Source organism: Streptomyces sp. NPDC029122 (assembly GCF_055569445.1).
In genome coordinates this window covers 57062-72889 of sequence record NZ_JBVHWK010000037.1, presented here as the reverse complement: position 1 = coordinate 72889, position 15828 = coordinate 57062, and the positions used below count along the sequence as shown (strand labels likewise).

The following is a 15828-nucleotide window of genomic DNA, read 5'->3' as shown; positions in this document are numbered from 1 at the left end:
CCCCCCCCCCCCCCCCCCCCCCCCCCCCCCCCCCCCCCCCCCCCCCCCCCCCCCCCCCCCCCCCCCCCCCCCCCCCCCCCCCCCCCCCCCCCGGCACACCTACCAGCGGATCACGTACTCGCAGTTCTGGACGACGTCGCGGGCGGCCGGGTCCGCGATCACCGTGTCGAGGCCGTCCCCGCAGTCGATCCGGTCGTAGCCGCCGTTCCGGCTGAGGATCCTGTCGTTGCCGCCGCCTCCTACGAAGGTGTTCTCCGTCTGCGGGGCGGGCCAGCCGTCGGGGTCGGACAGCTGGTCACCGCGGGTACCGCCACGGACCCGGTCCTGCCCGGACCCGCCGTCGATGACCGCCGGGACCGGCAGCGGAAGGAAGAACCCGAGGGTGACGGAGTCGTTCCCGTCGCCCGCCGACATCCTGAGCCTCGTCGTGGTGGCGAAGGGCCCGCAGTTGACCTGGGTGCTCGCGACGCTCCGGCAGCCGGACCCGGGAACGATCCCGGCGGCGTCGAAGATCGAGATCTCACCGGCGTTGTCCACGACGACGACCTCGTTGGCGGTCGCGGGCAGCGCGGACCAGTGGACCTCGGACCCCGCGCGCTGCGCGAGGGAGGGGGCCGCGGCGGCCGGACCCGCGGCCAGCACGACGAGGGACAGGGCGACCGCGGCGGGACCGAGCAACCCGGCCGGGCGCAGCATCAGGGATCTGTTCACCGTCCCACTGTGCCGACGGCGCCGGAGGCCGACCCGGACCGACGCGGCCCGATGCTCCCATCGGCGGTGCCCCCTCACCCGGAATGCCTCGTGCGGCAGCGGTCACCCGGAGCTCCTCGGCCCCGGCCGGCGGCATCCCGCAGTGGAGCGGGCCGGCCCGGCCGGTCGAGGCGAAGCCGACGAGCGCGTTCATCAGGGTCACGACGGTGACTGTGGCATTCCCGGCGGAAATCCGCACGCCGATTACCCCTCGGGTGGGGCGGCTCCCCGCGGCCGGGATCCGCTGCTCCCCGGCGGGGGCTCAGCCGTGCCGGGCGCGCAGCAGCCTGAAGGCCGCGTAGAGGGCGGCGGCGGTCAGGACGAGCACGAGGGCGGTTTCGATCAGCAGCGTCGGCCAGTAGTGCGAGACCGGATGGAACTCCGCGTACCGGGCGGTGACGTTCATGTCCGCGGGGCAGTCGCCCGTCGACCGGGTCCGCTCGAAGCAGGCGTTCAGGGGCAGGCGCTCCCCGGACGCGGTGAGCAGCCCCGACTCCGTCAGGAGGGAGTCCGGCGGCATCAGCTTCACCGGACTCCCGGGAAACGGCACGGTGTTGGTGACCGTGGGCAGCAGCGACCACCGCAGGGAGCCGAGACCCAGCAGGACCACGCCGGTGAGCAGGCCGGTGACCGCCATGGCCGCGACGGTACGCCGCACGAGCTGCCCGATCAGGGCTCCGAGGGCCACGCCGAGCAGGCAGTAGGCGACCAGCGCCGGGCCGGTGGCCTCGTACGGGCCGCGGTCGGCCCAGCTGAGCTGGTAGGTGCCGGAGACCCGGGACCAGCCCAGGCGGTACACGGCCACCAGCGCGGCCGATCCGGCGGCCGACACCAGCGCGGCGACGAGGACCTTCGCGCCGAGCCAGGCCCTGGGGGTGGCCGACTGGGTGAGGGCGAGCCGCCAGGTGCCGCTCTCCAGCTCGCGCGCGGTCATCGGACCGGCCACGAAGGCGCCGACGAGCAGCGGCAGGAGCAGCAGGCCCGTACCCGCCTGCTCCATGAAGAGGCGCAGCAGCCCGTAGGCGCGGTTCGGGTGGGGGAGGAACGCTCCCCCGGAGTAGGGGTCGGTGGCCCAGGAGCGCAGGGCGACCACCAGGGCGAGGCCGGCGACCACGAGGGCGGGCACCGCCCACAGCGCGCGCCGGTGCTGGCGGACCGTGGCCCAGTACGGGCCCCTCAGCGTCGGCGCGCTCATGCCGGCACCCCTTCGGTGGTCAGGGAGTCGCCGGTGGTGAACGGCGGGGCGTCGGGGGAGCGCAGGTGGGCGAGCAGGAGCTCCTCCAGGGAGGGGGTCGTCATCTGCCAGGTCCGGCTGTCGACGGGCCCCTGCGGCCGCACGAGTGCGGTGAGCTGGCGGCCCGTGGTGCGGGTCTCGACGACGGTGTGGCGGGCCAGTTCGGCGGCGGCCGCGGCGGGGCCGGTGAGCAGCCGGTGGGCGGCGGCGACCTCGTCGAGGGGGCCGGAGAGGCGGATCCGGCCGCCGTCGGCGAGGAGGAGGTGGTCGCAGGCGCCCTCCAGCTCGGTGAGGATGTGCGAGGACATCACCACGGAGGTGCCGTTGTCGGCGGCGTCGGCCATCAGCGTGCCCATGAGCTGGTGCCGGGCGAGGGGGTCGAGATCGGCCATCGGCTCGTCCAGGAGGAGCAGGGCGGGGCGCTTGCCGAGGGCGAGGGCCAGGGCGACGCGGGTGCGCTGGCCGCCGGAGAGCGTCCGGATCCGGGAGTGCGGGGCCAGCCCGCCGGCCTCCACGATCCGCTCGGCCGCCTTCGCGTCCCAGCGGCCGGGGTTGAGTTCACGGCCGAGGCGCAGGGTCTCGCCGACGGTGAGCTGCGGGTAGAGGGGCTTGTCCTGGCCCACGTAGGCCAGTTCCTCGCGCGGCGCCGTGCGCAGGGTGCCCTCGGTGGGCAGCGTCAGCCCGGCCGCGAGGGACAACAGGCTTGATTTGCCGGCGCCGTTGGGGCCCACGAGGGCGCATATCCGGCCCTCGGGCAGCCGGAAGGAGCAGTCGCGCAGGGCCCATGGTCCCTTGCGTCCGTAGCGCAGGCCGAGACCTTCCGCCTCGATCACGGTGTCCGTCATGCCTCGCCGTCCCCCTTGAAGTGTCGGTCCATCACTGATGCGAAGAGCGCGGCCACGTCGTCCCGTTCCATCCCGGCGGCCCGTGCCCGCCGCGCCCAGCCGTCGAGTTCGTCGTGGAGCGGGGATCCGGCCGGGGCGCTGCCCAGGGACTTCCGGATGAAGGTGCCCATCCCCCGCTTCGCCTCGACGAGCCCTTCGCGTTCCAGTTCGCGGTAGGCCTTGAGGACGGTGTTGGGGTTGATGGCGGTGGCCTCCACGACCTCGCGCGCGGCCGGCAGTTTGTCGCCGGGCTCCAACAGGCCGAGGCGCAGGGCCTGTTTGGTCTGCTGGACGATCTGCAGGTACGTGGCGATGCCGCTGCGGCGGTCGATGCGGTACTCCAGCACGACGACATCACCCTTTCACTAGTTGACTAGTGAAAGGGTGATGCAAGGGTGCGTTCCTGTCAACCGGTCAGTTCCTGGGGGCCGCTGACGCGTGGCGCGAAAGGATTCACGGCACCGCCCGCCGGGACGGCCGGTCCCTATGCTGGCGGACATGATCGACATACCTCTCTCGGCGCTCGAAGTCGCGATGGTCCAGACCGGCACCCGGGCGGTGGACACCCTCCGGGACACCGCGGCCTTCGCGCAGGAGCTGGAACGGCTCGGCTACCACCGGATCTGGTACGCCGAGCACCACCACTCCCCCGCGATCGGCGCGTTCCCGCCGGTCGTGCTGACCGCCCACGCCGCGGCCTCCACCTCGGCCGTCCGTCTCGGTTCGGGAGGCGTACTGGCCCCCAACCACGCGCCCATCACGGTCGCGGAGCAGTTCGGGACGCTGGCCGCGCTGCACGAGGACCGCATCGACCTGGGCATCGGCCGGGGCCCCGGCACCTTCGACGAAGGGATCGCACGGGCCCTGCGCCGGGGAGCCGGGCCGACGACGGACGCGGAGTACCGCGAGGACGTGGCCTCGATCCTGTCCCTGCTGACCGACGAGGTCGCCCTCGGGCCGCTGCCCGAACCGTGGCTGCTCGCCTCCAGCACCGCGGGGGCGGCCCTCGCCGGGGAGCTCGGGCTGCCGGTGGCGGTCGCCCACCACATCCGGCCGGAGAACACCCGCGCGGTCCTGGACCACTACCGGACGGCGTTCACCCCTTCGCGCTGGTGCGCCCGGCCCCGGGTGCTGCTGTGCGTGGAGACGGTGTGCGCCGAGACGGAGGAGGAGGCCCTGTGGCGGGGCGGACCGATGAACGTCGTCAAGGCCGGGCTGCTCAAGGGAGTCAGCGACATGCCCTTCCCCACCCCGGCGGAGGCCGCCGCCCACCCCTTCACGGAGGAGGAGCGGCAGGCCCTGGCCGGCTTCCGCGCGCAGCAGGCCGTCGGCAGCCCCGACACCGTCGTCCGGCGCCTCGCGCAGCTGGCCGATGAGACCGGCGCGGACGAGCTGATGCTGACCACGCCCGTCTACGACTTCCGCGACCGCGTCCGCTCGTACGAGCTGATCAGGAAGCACGTGGGGTGACCGAGGCCGGGCAGGCCGATACGCCGGTTCCCGGCCGGCCCGCCCGCCCGTTACTTCTCCAGCGCCCGAACCGCCCGGCGCTCCAGGTCCACGCAGCGGTCCACGCGCTCCGCGCAGGCGTCGAAGAGCTCCCGCCGCTCCTGCGCACCGGCCTCCGGGTCGGCGTCGCGGGCCAGCATGGCCAGCTGCGACCAGTGGCCGGCGGACTCCCGGAAGAGCCCGGCGGCCTCCGGGCGTCCGACGAGGTCGAGGAAGTCGGCGTACAGCGGCCGGGTCGCGCCCGGAGCGGTCCACTCCTCCTCCAGGCACGCGTACAGCCGCCCGGTGCCGGCGCGCAGGGCCTCGGGCGAGCTGCCGAACCGCCGCTCCCAGCCCTTGGCCGTGGTGCGGTCGCGCAGCTGGGCGGCGAGCTTCTCCATGCCGCTGAAGCCGAAGTTCACGTCGAAGGCGTTGCCCAGCACCGGCCCGGTGAGGTGCGTGACGGTGGAGGCGATCGCCCCCTCCACGTCCGGCTCGCCCTCGGCGGGCCCGGTGGGCACGATCAGCTGGTGGCGCCCCTTGCGGTGCGCGGTCCAGGCGGCGCCGAACTCCTCGCGGTCGATCCGGTAGGGGGTCTCGGCGCCGTCCTCGATCAGCAGGTCGTCGCCGTCGTAGCCGGCGATGACGACGGTGTACGGGTCGGTTCCCGTCATCTCGGCGTCCGGGTCGGCCGCGTGCCAGGGCAGGGAGGAGCGGTCGACCACGCAGAAGGCGGGCTGCCCCGCGTCCAGCGCCGCGCGGACCCGGCCCCAGCGGGGGTTCATGGCGCGGGTGGCCTCGTACGGGACCCCGAGGCGGCCGAGCGCGACCTGCACCCAGGGCTCGGGGTGGGCCTGGGCCACGATCGTGAGGATCGGCAGGCGTCCCTCGTACTCGAAGACGAAGTACATGAAGCCCACGCCCCCGGCGAGGCCGGCCACGAGCTCCTCGTCGTGGACGCTGCCCAGGGCATGCCGGATCAGCGAGGCCTCGCGATGGCGGCCGGTGCCGAAGTCTTCGTATACGAGCACAGTCATGGGGTGAGCCTAACCGCGCGGGACCGCGGCCGGTGACCGGCCGCGACCCCGGTGCGAGGTGTCAGCGCAGGGCGGGGATCACGTCGCGCGTCTCGTCGGCCTCGATGCCCGCGGTGCGGCGGCCGGGTGCCTCGGGGGGCGTCTCGTCCGCGCAGACGGTGCCCCGGGCGGGCAGCTCGAGGGTGGCGAGGTACCGCGTGGCCAGGGCACTGACGCACGCGCTGCGGTTGTACGCGGTGTGACCTTCGGCGGCGAAGGTGAGCAGGCGGCCGTTCTCGAGCGTCCGGGTGAGGGTCACGGCGTCCTGGTACGGGGTGTCCGGGTCCCCCGTCGTGCCGAGGACCAGGATCGGCGCGGAACCGGCCGCGCGGTAGGAGCCCTCGAAGCGGCTGGGGCGCTCCGCCTGCCACTGGGCGCAGGCGGTCGCGTGGTTGTGGTCGTAGGTGGGCGGGCCGAAGCCGATCGGGGGTCCCAGCAGCGGGGCGGCGGCCGCTTCGGCGCTGACCAGCGCGCCCAGCAGGAGGGGGCTGCCGGGGTAGACGCGGTCGGCGCACTCGACGGCCAGGTTGACGTTGAGGAAGTCGAAGGAGCCGGGTGAGGGCGGGTTCAGCAGGAAGGAGGCCTGGCGCGTCTGTGCCGCCCGGAGGGCCTGTCCCAGGTGGGGCCAGATCTCCTTGCCCGCGTTGATGTTGAACATCAGGCGGTAGGCGAGGGTGTAGCCGGTGGCGGGTCGTCCGCTCGCGGTGACGACGGGGTCGGCGTCCAGTGCCCGCTTGAGCTCCTCGAAGGCCTCGCGGGGGCGGCCGTCGCCGAATCCGCACGCGGCGGCGTTCCGCGCGCACCAGTCCAGGAACCGGCCGACCGCCGCGTCCAGGGCGGCGAACTGCGCGGCGTCGTAGGCGTAGGGGACGTCGGCGTAGCTCCGGGGGTCGTAGGCGCCGTCGAGGACCATGGCGCGGACGCGCCGGGGGAACTGCGCCGCGTAGACGGTGCCGACGTAGCTGCCGAAGGAGCGGCCGTAGAAGGTGAGCGTCCGCTCGCCGAGGGCCTTGCGGAGCAGGTCGATGTCCTTGGCGTTCGAGCCGGTGCCGACGTACGGCACGAGGTCCGCGGCCCGCTCCCGGCAGGCGGTGGCGAAGTCGAGGCCCTGCCGGATCGCGCCGCGCACGGCTCCGGGGCCGGGTACGCCGCGTGCGGCGTCCACGGCGGCGGAGTACTCCTTGTCGTTCCAGCACTCCACCTGCCCGCTGCGGCCCACGCCGCGCATGTCGTAGCCGACGACGTCGAAGGCGTCGCGGAGGGAGGCGGGTAGGTTGTCGTAGCTGTTACGGGCGAAGTCCACACCGGAGTTGCCGGGTCCGCCGGGGTGCAGCAGCAGGACGCCGGTGCGGTGGGCCCGGTCGGCCGCCGGCTTGCGGGTGACCGCGAGGGGGATCGTACGCCCGGCCGGGTCGCGGTAGTCCAGCGGTACGCGGGCCGTCGCGCACTCGAAGCCGTCCCCCGGGCGATCGGCGCAGGGGCCCCAGGTCAGGGTGGGGACGGGCGGGCCGGCGGGTGGTGCCGCCGTGGCGGCCCCGGGCGCGGCCCCGAGCAGGGCGGTGACCGCGATCAGCGCGAGGGATATCCCCCACCGCCACCCCGCTCGCTTGCGCGGTTCCTCGGCCGGACGGTTCTGCATGCGGCGGACTCCCTCTGTGACGGGTCGGCGAAGGGCCGCGCACACGATCGGGGGCTCGTGGGCGCCCTCGCCCGGCCGGGCGGCGAGGGTCAGGTTCGCACCACGTGACCCGGCGGGACAGACGGCGGAAAGTCATGTTTCCGGCCGGGACGGACGGCCGCGTCAGCCTTCGACGCCCGTGGCCTTGTGCGGGGCACCGACCGGCTTGGACTCCGGGGAGCCGCGCTGGCGCAGGTAGACCGAGAGGATGGCCATCGCGGCGACCGCCAGCAGTTCGGACTGCCAGTTCTGCAGCGACCGGTTCCAGAAGTCCGCGGAGGCGAGGTACGCGCCCCAGCTCAGCGGCTCCTGGAGCTGCCGCACCTGCTGTTCGCCGTAGGCCGCGGCGCCGCTGGTGGCCTGGACGAGCCAGGACAGCAGGAAGAGCATCGCCATCACCAGGCCGAGCGAGCGCGAGTAGAGGGACTGCCGCCAGCCCCCGGTGCCCGCCCAGCGCGGCGAATCCGCCCGGGCGTGAACGCCCATGCGCTGGTCGCGGTCGCTCTCGGTCCCGGCCTTGTGCAGTTCCTTGGACTCCGGGGAACCGCGCTGGAGGAGCCAGACGGTGCCGAAAATGTAGAGGAAGAACTGGAGGAACTCCGACTGCCAGTTCTCCGTGACGTCCACGGCGAAATCCGAGGACATCAGGTAGTCCCCGAACCCGAGGGGCTCCAGCCCGTCGACCGCGAGCGCCTCGTTGAACTCGACGTGTCCGGCGATGGCTTGGCCGGCCAGTACGAGCAGGAACCCCGCTCCGAAGGCGAGGGTCAGGCTGTTGTCCTGCCAGAAGCCCCGGCGCCCGCCCTTCCCTCCGCTTCCGCTTCCGCCGCCGTTGTCCTTGTCGTTGTCCGCAGGCGCGTTCACCTGTGCATCACCCCGAGGGCGAGGAAGTAGCCGAGGCCGCCCAGGATGACCGCGAGACAGGTGATGAAGAGACCTCTCATCTCACTCTCCCTTGAGCGTGCACTGGTACGGACGGTCCGGGCGCGGCGTACAGCCCGCTGCCACCACCTTCCAGCCGCCGTGGAACTGCGAGAGGAACAGTGTGTCGGCGGCCAGCCGCAGCAGTGCCTGTCTGCCGTACACCTCGGTGTCCCGTACGGTCCCGCCGCGCGGAACGTCCGCTCCGGGCAGCGCCTGAGCGCACGGCCGCTTCTCCTCCCGCTCGAGCTCTTCGCGGGTGACGGGGGCGAGCAGTTCGCACGCCGCCGCGTAGTCGGAGCCGGCCAGGGCGCGTTCGAAGGCGGCCGCCGCGTCCCGTGCCGCGTCCCGCCGGGGCCCGGGCGCCCCGCACCCGGCCAGCAGGGTGGCCGCGGCGGAGCAGGCGAGGACCGCCGCCAGGGGACGCGGACGGCCGCGCCGGTGCCGGGCCCGCGCTGGGGTGGTGCTCTCCAAGCCGTTCCTCCTGACGCCGTGCGGCGGGCACCCAGGGGGCCGCCGTCCGTGGAAGGTTCCCCGTGGGGCCCTTCTGTCCCGCGCCGGGGCGGGAATGCACCCGTGCGTGGTAGCCCGGGCGGCGGTCAGCGGCGTCCGCGGGCGTTGAGCCGGGCGGCCCGGCGCGTCAGGTGGTCGCGCTCGGCGGGGTTGGGGGCCTTGCGGGCCGCTTCGGCGTACAGGCGGGCCGCCGTCGCGAGGTCACCGTCGCGCTCGTGGAGGTACGCCGCCACCGCCGTGTGGCGGGGCAGGGTGTCGTCCAGTTCCGCGAGCGCCGCGAGGCCCGCGCGCGGTCCGTCGGCCTCGCCGACGGCCACGGCGCGGTTGAGCCGGACGACCGGGCTGTCGGTCAGGCGGGCGAGCTCGTCGTACCACTCGACGATCTGCGTCCAGTCGGTCTCTCCCGCGGTGGGCGCGTCCGCGTGGAGGGCGGCGATGGCCGCCTGGGCCTGGAACTCGCCGAGCCGGTCGCGGGCCAGAGCCGCCCGCAGGATCTCGACGCCCTCGGCGATCGCCCCGGTGTCCCACCGGCTCCGGTCCTGCTCGGCGAGCGGCACCAGGCTGCCGTCGGGCGCGGTCCGGGCGGCACGCCGCGCGTGGTGGAGCAGCATGAGGGCGAGCAGGCCGGCGACCTCCGGGTGGTCGCAGGCCGCCGCGAGCTGCCGGATGAGCCGGATGGCCTCGGCGGCGAGGTCGACGTCACCGGAGTAGCCCTCGTTGAAGACCAGGTGGAGGACGCGCAGCACGGTGGCGACATCGCCGGGACGGTCGAACCGCACGGCGGAGACGGTGCGTTTGGCGCGGCTGATGCTCCCCCAGCTACCGCTGGGAGGTGCCCCCAGCCATGGTCGCCTCGGGCACCAGGTAGGCCTGGGCGATCTGGCGGGTGGTGAGCCCGCCGACGGCGCGCAGCGTGAGCGCGACCGCGGACGACGGCGTCAGCGAGGGGTGGGTGCACAGGAAGTAGAGCCGGAGCGTGTCGTCCGCGGCGGGGGCCGGGCCGGGGACGGGTTCCCGCTCGACGAGTTCCTCCCGCCGGCGGCGGGCGGTGTCGGCGCGGGTCGCGTCGAGGAACCGGCGCCAGGCCACGGTGACCAGCCAGCCCTTGGGATCGCGCGGCGGGTCCGCCGGCCAGGCGCGGACCGCCTCGACGAGCGCGTCCTGCCCGGCGTCCTCGGCCGCCGCGAAGTCGGATCCGCGGCGGACGAGGGCGGCGAGCACGCTCGGGGTGAGGCTCCGGATCAGGGCCTCGTCCATCCGGGAGGTCACTCCGTGATGGTGGGCGGGGTGGTCAGGAACGGGCGCAGTTCGAGCCATTCGTGGATCGGCCTGCCGCCCGCCCCGGGGGCGGCCGACAGCTCGCCGGCCAGCTCGACGGCGCGCTCGTAGCTGTCGACGTCGATCACCATCCATCCGGCGATGAGGTCCTTGGTCTCGGCGAACGGGCCGTCGGTGACCGGCGGCCGTCCCTCCCCGTCGTAGCGGACGAACGTTCCCTCAGGGGCGAGCGCCTGGCCGTCGACGAACTCGCCGCTCTTCTCGAGCCGGGCGGCGAAGTCGTTCATGTACTGGATGTGGGCCGAGATCTCCTCCGGCGTCCACTGGTCCATGGGGACGTCGTTGACCGCCGCCGGGGCGCCGCGGTAGTGCTTGAGCAGCAGGTACTTGGCCATGGTGACCCTCCTCGGTGCTGGTACGGCCCGGTGCGGCCGCTTTCGTACGGGGGACGGAGCCGTCCGCGGCTTCTCGACATCGCCGCCCGGAATTCTTTCCGGCGGGCGTCCCGCACGTCCGCGGCTCCGCGCGGGCACGCCGTCCGGTGCCGCGGCTTCACGGGGTGCGGGAAGGCCGGGGCCGCCGGCCGCCGGGGGTGAAGGTCACCGGCAGGCTCAGGGGGCCGCGCAGGCCGCCGGGGCGCCAGGGGATGGCGTCCGGCGGTACGGCGAGCGCGAGCCCGGGGAGCCTGCGCAGGGCGGTGCCGATGGCGATCTCGCCTTCCAGCCGGGCCAGTGGTGCGCCCAGGCAGTAGTGGATGCCGTGCCCGAAGGCCAGGTGGGGGTTGTCCCGGCGGGTGATGTCCAGGCGGTCGGGGTCGCGGAAGCGTGCCGGGTCGCGGTCGGCGATGGCGGAGGCGATCAGTACGGTCGAGCCGCGCGGGATCCTCGCCCCGGCGATCTCGACGTCCTCGCGCGCGAACCGGGCGATGCCGGGGCTGACCGGGCCGTCGTAGCGGAGGAACCCCTCGACCGCCCCCGGCAGCAGCCCCGGATCGGAGTGCAGCCGGGCCAGCTGGGCGGGGTGGGTGAGCAGCATGGCGAGGCCGCCGCCGATGAGGTTGACGGTGGTGATGTAGCCGGCGGCCAGCAGCAGGAAGACCATGGCGATCAGCTCGTCCTCGGTCAGCCGCCGTTCCTCGTCCCGGGCGGTGACGAGGCCGCTGAGCAGGTCGTCACCGGGGTGGGCCCGCTTGTCCCGGAGGAGCCCGGTGACGTAGGCGTGCAGGTGCTGCCACGCCTCGTTGACCACGGCGGGGTCCGGCGGCTCCGCGCCCCGCGTGATCAGGCGGTCCGTCAAGCGCTGGAAGTGGTGGCGGTCGTCCGCCGGCACCCCGAGCAGTTCACTGATCACCGTGACCGGGAGCGGCAGCGCGAGGTCCGCGACGAGGTCGGCGTGGCCGGCGGGGGCGACGGCGTCCAGCAGGCGGTCGGTGACGGCCTGGATCCGGGGCCGCATCCCGGCCACGCGGTGGGCCGTGAACGCCTTGGACACCAGGCGGCGCAGCCGGGTGTGGTCGGGCGGGTCGCTGCGGAGCATGTTGCCGAGCATCGCCTCGCGTTCCGTGCCGGGCAGCTGCCGCAGCAGCCGGGCGTCCGTGGCGTCGCGCACGTCGCTGCTGAGGCGGGGGTCGGACAGGGCCTCCAGCGCGTCCTCGTAGCGGGTGACGAGCCAGGCCTCCAGGCCGCCCGCGATGACCGCGCGGTGGACGGGGGCCTCCTCGCGCAGGTGCCGGTAGAGCGGGAAGGGGTCGGCGACGAAGGCCGGGTCGGCGTAGGGCAGCACGACCGGCCGCTCGCCCGTGGTGCCGCGGGAGTCGTCGCCGGAGTCGTCACCGGGGTCCGTTGTCACCCGGTCATGATGCCCGGCGGTTCAGTCACGGAGCAGCAGCGCCACGGCGGCGAGTACGGCCGCCAGGGCGAGCGCGGCGAGGCCGTGGCCCGGCCGGTGGCGGCGGAGGAACGGCACCGCCCGGTCCAGGGCGAAGCGCCCGGGGCCGGTCAGGGCCAGGGTGACGGCCGCGGCGACGATCAGGGACTCGAACTCGACGCCCTTCTGGCCGAAGACGGAGCCGGCCCACTTGACCGTGATGGCGTTGAGCATCACGCCGACGACGGCGGCGGCGGCCAGCGGGGTGAGCAGGCCGAGGATCAGGCCGAGGCCGCCGAGGGTCTCGGTGAGGCCGGCGACCGCCGCCATGGTCTCGCCCGCCGGATAGCCGGCCCGGTCGAAGAACACCCCGGTGCCCCGGAGGCCGGGGCCGTCGAACCACCCGAACAGCTTCTGGGTGCCGTGGACGGTCATGATCACGCCGAGGACCGCGCGCAGCACGGGCAGGCCGACGTCGTAGGGCGTGGTGGTGGCGGGGGAACGGGTCGCGGGGGCGAGGATCGCGGCCATCGTGGTGCTTTCTGTCGGCGGTGGCGGGAGTCCCGGGCCGGGCACGTCCGTCATGGAAGCACGGGGGGGCGGCCGGCCGTGCCGGGGCGCGCGGGGCCGCCCCGCCCGTGTGGTCCTCGTACCGGCCGTCCGGCTCAGTCGTCCGGGGCCGTGAGGGCCGGGGTCGGCCGCGCCCAGGGGTTGGGGAGTCCGCCGGTGACCGGCCCGCAGACGGCCGCGCCGCGTTCGCGGGCGGTGCGCACGGCGAGCGGGACCAGGGCCTCGGGGACCGCTTAGACCAGATGGCAGAAACGCTCGGCCGGGTGGCGGGCCGTCCATCCGGGTCTGGTGAACTCGGCCACGTACGTCAGCCAGTCGCCCTCGAAGGTCACGACCAGGTCGGCGCAGCGCAGGTACCCGGGCTCCGGATGGACCCCCGGGTTCAGGACGACGGTGGCCGCGCCGAGCCGGCGCAGCGAGCGGACCAGCCGGCGGCAGGCCCGCAGCCCCTGCCGGTCCGCCGTCACCCGGTCCAGGAAGCAGCCGTCGACCCCGTACCACTCCTGGTAGCGCAGGGTCTCGTAGTTGACCTGCGCTCCTTCCCGGGCCCCGTACGCGGTGTCGACGTAACCGAGCAGCCGGGCGCCGGCCGTGCGCAGGGCGGCGGCCGCGGCCGTGAACGCGGGATCGGGGCGCGGGCCCGGACCGCTCGCGGGGTTCAGCACCACCGAGTGGGTCCGGGACGCCGCCGCGATCAGCCGGGCCCAGGCTCCCGGGTCCTCCGCCGGATGGACGTACAGCGGGACCAGCAGGCTCATGGCACGCGGCTGCCGTCGTGGGCGGCCGCCCCGGCGTCCACGCCCCACAGGGAGGCCAGCATGTCGTCCAGTCGCCGCCGCGGGCTCCAGCCCAGGGCCCGTGCCGCGGCGGTGATGTCGGAGCACTGCCACGACACCTCGGCGGAACGGGCGGAACCGGCCGCGCCGCCCGTGTCCTCCTCGATCCGCCCCCGGAAGCCGGCCAGCCGGGCCAGGCCGTGGACGAGGTCGCGGACGGGTACGGCGTCGCCCGAGCCGATGTTGAGCACCGGCGGCAGCGGCCCGGAGGCGGTGGCCGCGAGCTCCGCCGCGCGGGCCACGTCCCGTACGTCGACGAAGTCGCGGTACGCGGACAGGTCGCCCAGTCGCAGGACCGCTCCCGGGTCCGGCCCGCTCGCGCCCAGCAGGGCGGCGACTCTTCCTGGCAGGCCGGTGACCGGTGCGCCGTGGCCCACCGGATTGCCCACGCGGAGCACGACGGCGTCCAGGCCGGAGGCGGTCACCGCGACCGTCCCGGCCAGCTTGGTGGCACCGTACGGGGTGACCGGGCGGGTGGCGGCGGCCTCCCCCGCCCGGGTCCCGAAGGCGCCCGGGCCGTATTCGGCGGCCGAGCCCAGGTGGACCAGGCGTGCCGCCGGGGCGGCCTCCCGCAGGGCCGCGCACAGGACGGCGGGGCCGCGGGCGTTGACCTCCGCGAGGGCGACCGGGTCGCCGCCGGTCGCGCCCGCGCAGTTCACCACGGCGTCGGGGGCGGCCGCCGCCAGGGTTCCGGCCAGCCGGCCGGTGGGGTCGGTGGCGAGGTCGATGCCGATCTCGGCGCCGGGCGGGCGCCCGCCGTGGAGGACCCGTACGTCGGGCAGGGCGCGGAGCCGGCGGGCGACATGGGCTCCGAGATAGCCGGTGGCGCCCAGGACGAGGATGCGCATGAGGGCTCAGGCTCCCTTGAGCAGCAGGGACTTGCGGCTGGTGAACTCGGCGTTGGCCCGGTCGTAGTCGTCGGGGCGTCCGATGTCGAGCCAGTAGCCGTCGAAGTCGTAGGCGTGCGGCGGGTTCTGGGCCTGGAGCAGGTCGAGGACGAGCTCGTCGAAGCCGAGCGGCAGGCCGGGGGTGTAGCCGTCGAGGGTGCCGCGGGTCAGACCGTACACGCCCATGGACACGCGGTAGTCCATGCTGGGCTTCTCGGTGAACCCGACGACGCGGCTGGCGTCGGTGGTCAGCACGCCGAAGTCGATGTGCACCTTGCGCGCGTACGTGGCGATCGTCAGCGGGGCGCGCGAGGCCTCGTGGCGGCGCAGCACGTCGGCGTAGTCGAGGTCCGTCAGGACGTCGCCGTTCATCACGAGGAATCTTTCCGGGAGCCGGTCGCGGAGGTTCAGCAGCGGGCCCATGGTGCCCAGGGGGCTCTCCTCGGTGGCGTAGTCGATGCTCATCCCCCATTGGGAGCCGTCGCCGACGTAGGCGCGGATGATCTCACCCAGGTGGCCGATGGCTATGGTGCAGCGGGTGAATCCGGCGGCCGACAGCTGGCGCAGCACGATCTCGAGGATGGCGTGCTGGTCGCCGATGGGGACGAGGGGCTTGGGCAGGGCGGTCGTGTAAGGGCGTAACCGGACGCCCTTGCCGCCCGCCAGGATCACTGCGTACACGGGGAGTTCCTCCATCTGTCGGGTGATGAACCGTGGTGGGGGGAGGTGCCGCGGTCAGACGTTGTAGATGCCGGTCTTGTAGCGGGCCAGGTTGGCGGGGTCGCGGAAGAAGTCCACGGTGTGCGCGAGGCCCTGTTCCAGGGTGTGCCGGGGTGTCCAGCCGGTGGCGGCGGTGAGCCTGCGGGCGTCCGCGACGAGCCGCATCACCTCGGAGGCGGCCGGCCGCAGCCGCTGCGCGTCCTCGCGCACGTCGACGGGTGCCTCCATGACCTTGCCGATCAGCGCGACCAGATCGCCGACGGAGATCTCGGTGCCGGTACCGGAGTTGAAGGTGTGGCCGACCACCCGCGCGGCGGGTGCGGTGCCGACCGCGAGGAAGGCGGCGGCGGTGTCCTCGACGTAGCTGAAGTCCCGGGTGGGGCGCAGGTCGCCGAGGGTGATGACGCGCTCCCCCGCCGCCACCTGGCCGATGACGGTGGGGATCACGGCGCGCATCGACTGGCGCGGTCCGAAGGTGTTGAAGGGGCGCAGGGTCACCACGGGGGTTCCGAAGCTCGCGTGGTAGCTGTCGGCGAGCCGGTCGCCGCCGGCCTTCGAGGCCGCGTACGGGGACTGCGTGTTGATGGGGTGGTCCTCGGTGATGGGGACGGTCCGGGCGGTGCCGTACGTCTCGCTCGTGGAGGTGTGCACGAGCCTGGGCGTGCCGAGGGCGCGGACCGCTTCGAGCACGTTGAGGGTGCCGGTGACGTTGGTGTCCACGTAGCTGTGCGGGGCCCGGTAGGAGTACGGGATCGCGATGAGGGCGGCGAGGTGGTAGGCGCAGTCGGCGCCGTCGAGCAGTCCCCGGACCGACCCGGGGTCGCGGACGTCGCCGAGGACGATCTCCACCTGGTCGAGGACGTCGGGGGCCAGGGTCTCCAGCCAGCCGTACGAGGAGAAGGAGTTGTACTGGGCCATGGCCCTGACCCGGTACCCCCGGGCGACCAGTGCCTCGGTGAGGTGGGAGCCGATGAAGCCTTCGGCGCCGGTGACGGCTGCGAGCGGTGCGGAGGTCAACCGACCTCTCCTTTCGGTGGGTGGTGCGGTGCGTGCGGATGCGGAGGTGGGGCCGGGGCGCGGCCCGGCCGGGGCCGCCCGGCCGGGCCGGCCCGTCGGCCGCGGGCCCG

At 74.4% G+C, this 15828-nt stretch carries 15 protein-coding genes and 2 pseudogenes; 1 reads left to right on the top strand and 16 read right to left on the bottom strand.

The window, feature by feature from the left end:
- Nucleotides 1–99 precede the first annotated feature (99 nt).
- The 4 genes from ACZ4WZ_RS30915 to ACZ4WZ_RS30900 all read right to left on the bottom strand — a co-directional run bounded on the left by ACZ4WZ_RS30915 (nucleotide 100) and on the right by ACZ4WZ_RS30900 (nucleotide 3215).
- Entirely contained in the window at nucleotides 100–711 is a 612-nt protein-coding gene (locus tag ACZ4WZ_RS30915) for a hypothetical protein (RefSeq protein ID WP_467895885.1), read from the bottom strand.
- A gap of 301 nt (nucleotides 712–1012) precedes the next feature.
- Entirely contained in the window at nucleotides 1013–1945 is a 933-nt protein-coding gene (locus ACZ4WZ_RS30910; protein WP_467895882.1) for an ABC-2 transporter permease, read from the bottom strand.
- Nucleotides 1942–2829, bottom strand: a complete 888-nt coding sequence (locus ACZ4WZ_RS30905; protein WP_467895879.1) for an ABC transporter ATP-binding protein — start codon at nucleotides 2827–2829, stop codon at nucleotides 1942–1944. The genes ACZ4WZ_RS30910 and ACZ4WZ_RS30905 overlap by 4 nt, the downstream gene beginning before the upstream one ends.
- Nucleotides 2826–3215, bottom strand: coding sequence for a GntR family transcriptional regulator (locus tag ACZ4WZ_RS30900; protein WP_467895876.1), 390 nt, complete (start codon nucleotides 3213–3215; stop codon nucleotides 2826–2828). Before ACZ4WZ_RS30900 ends, ACZ4WZ_RS30905 begins: the two co-directional genes overlap by 4 nt.
- Before the next feature lie 151 nt (nucleotides 3216–3366).
- On the opposite strand from ACZ4WZ_RS30900, the gene ACZ4WZ_RS30895 reads away from it, so the two are divergent.
- On the top strand, nucleotides 3367–4338 hold the full coding sequence (locus tag ACZ4WZ_RS30895) for an LLM class flavin-dependent oxidoreductase (RefSeq protein ID WP_467895873.1): 972 nt from the start codon (nucleotides 3367–3369) through the stop codon (nucleotides 4336–4338).
- A gap of 50 nt (nucleotides 4339–4388) precedes the next feature.
- Here ACZ4WZ_RS30895 and ACZ4WZ_RS30890 read toward each other — a convergent pair whose 3' ends face one another.
- The 12 genes and pseudogenes from ACZ4WZ_RS30890 to ACZ4WZ_RS30835 form a co-directional block, all read right to left on the bottom strand.
- The gene (locus ACZ4WZ_RS30890) at nucleotides 4389–5393 is read right to left on the bottom strand and encodes a BtrH N-terminal domain-containing protein (protein ID WP_467895870.1); all 1005 of its coding nucleotides are present in this window, start codon (nucleotides 5391–5393) and stop codon (nucleotides 4389–4391) included.
- 61 nt (nucleotides 5394–5454) lie between these two features.
- Complete coding sequence (locus tag ACZ4WZ_RS30885) at nucleotides 5455–7071, bottom strand: alpha/beta hydrolase (protein ID WP_467895867.1); 1617 nt, start codon at nucleotides 7069–7071, stop codon at nucleotides 5455–5457.
- A 162-nt stretch (nucleotides 7072–7233) separates the two neighbouring features.
- On the bottom strand, nucleotides 7234–7974 hold the full coding sequence (locus ACZ4WZ_RS30880; protein ID WP_467895863.1) for a DUF6766 family protein: 741 nt from the start codon (nucleotides 7972–7974) through the stop codon (nucleotides 7234–7236).
- Nucleotides 7975–8055: 81 nt separating this feature from the next.
- Nucleotides 8056–8505, bottom strand: a complete 450-nt coding sequence (locus tag ACZ4WZ_RS30875; RefSeq protein WP_467895860.1) for a hypothetical protein — start codon at nucleotides 8503–8505, stop codon at nucleotides 8056–8058.
- A 125-nt stretch (nucleotides 8506–8630) separates the two neighbouring features.
- Nucleotides 8631–9801, bottom strand: a pseudogene (locus ACZ4WZ_RS30870) (RNA polymerase sigma factor).
- Nucleotides 9802–9809: 8 nt separating this feature from the next.
- Complete coding sequence (locus tag ACZ4WZ_RS30865; RefSeq protein WP_467895857.1) at nucleotides 9810–10217, bottom strand: YciI family protein; 408 nt, start codon at nucleotides 10215–10217, stop codon at nucleotides 9810–9812.
- A gap of 157 nt (nucleotides 10218–10374) precedes the next feature.
- Entirely contained in the window at nucleotides 10375–11670 is a 1296-nt protein-coding gene (locus tag ACZ4WZ_RS30860; RefSeq protein ID WP_467895854.1) for a cytochrome P450 family protein, read from the bottom strand.
- Between the two features lie 21 nt (nucleotides 11671–11691).
- Entirely contained in the window at nucleotides 11692–12219 is a 528-nt protein-coding gene (locus ACZ4WZ_RS30855; RefSeq protein WP_467895850.1) for a DoxX family protein, read from the bottom strand.
- 134 nt (nucleotides 12220–12353) lie between these two features.
- A pseudogene (locus ACZ4WZ_RS30850) lies at nucleotides 12354–13016 on the bottom strand (spherulation-specific family 4 protein).
- Complete coding sequence (locus tag ACZ4WZ_RS30845) at nucleotides 13013–13942, bottom strand: NAD-dependent epimerase/dehydratase family protein (protein ID WP_467895847.1); 930 nt, start codon at nucleotides 13940–13942, stop codon at nucleotides 13013–13015. The pseudogene ACZ4WZ_RS30850 and the gene ACZ4WZ_RS30845 overlap by 4 nt, the downstream one beginning before the upstream one ends.
- A 6-nt stretch (nucleotides 13943–13948) precedes the next feature.
- A complete protein-coding gene (locus ACZ4WZ_RS30840; protein ID WP_467895844.1) occupies nucleotides 13949–14662 on the bottom strand; it encodes a nucleotidyltransferase family protein in 714 nt (237 codons plus the stop codon).
- Nucleotides 14663–14716: 54 nt separating this feature from the next.
- Nucleotides 14717–15718 (bottom strand): GDP-mannose 4,6-dehydratase, encoded by a 1002-nt coding sequence (locus ACZ4WZ_RS30835; protein WP_467895842.1) that lies wholly within the window; start codon nucleotides 15716–15718, stop codon nucleotides 14717–14719.
- Between the last annotated feature and the right edge of the window lie 110 nt (nucleotides 15719–15828).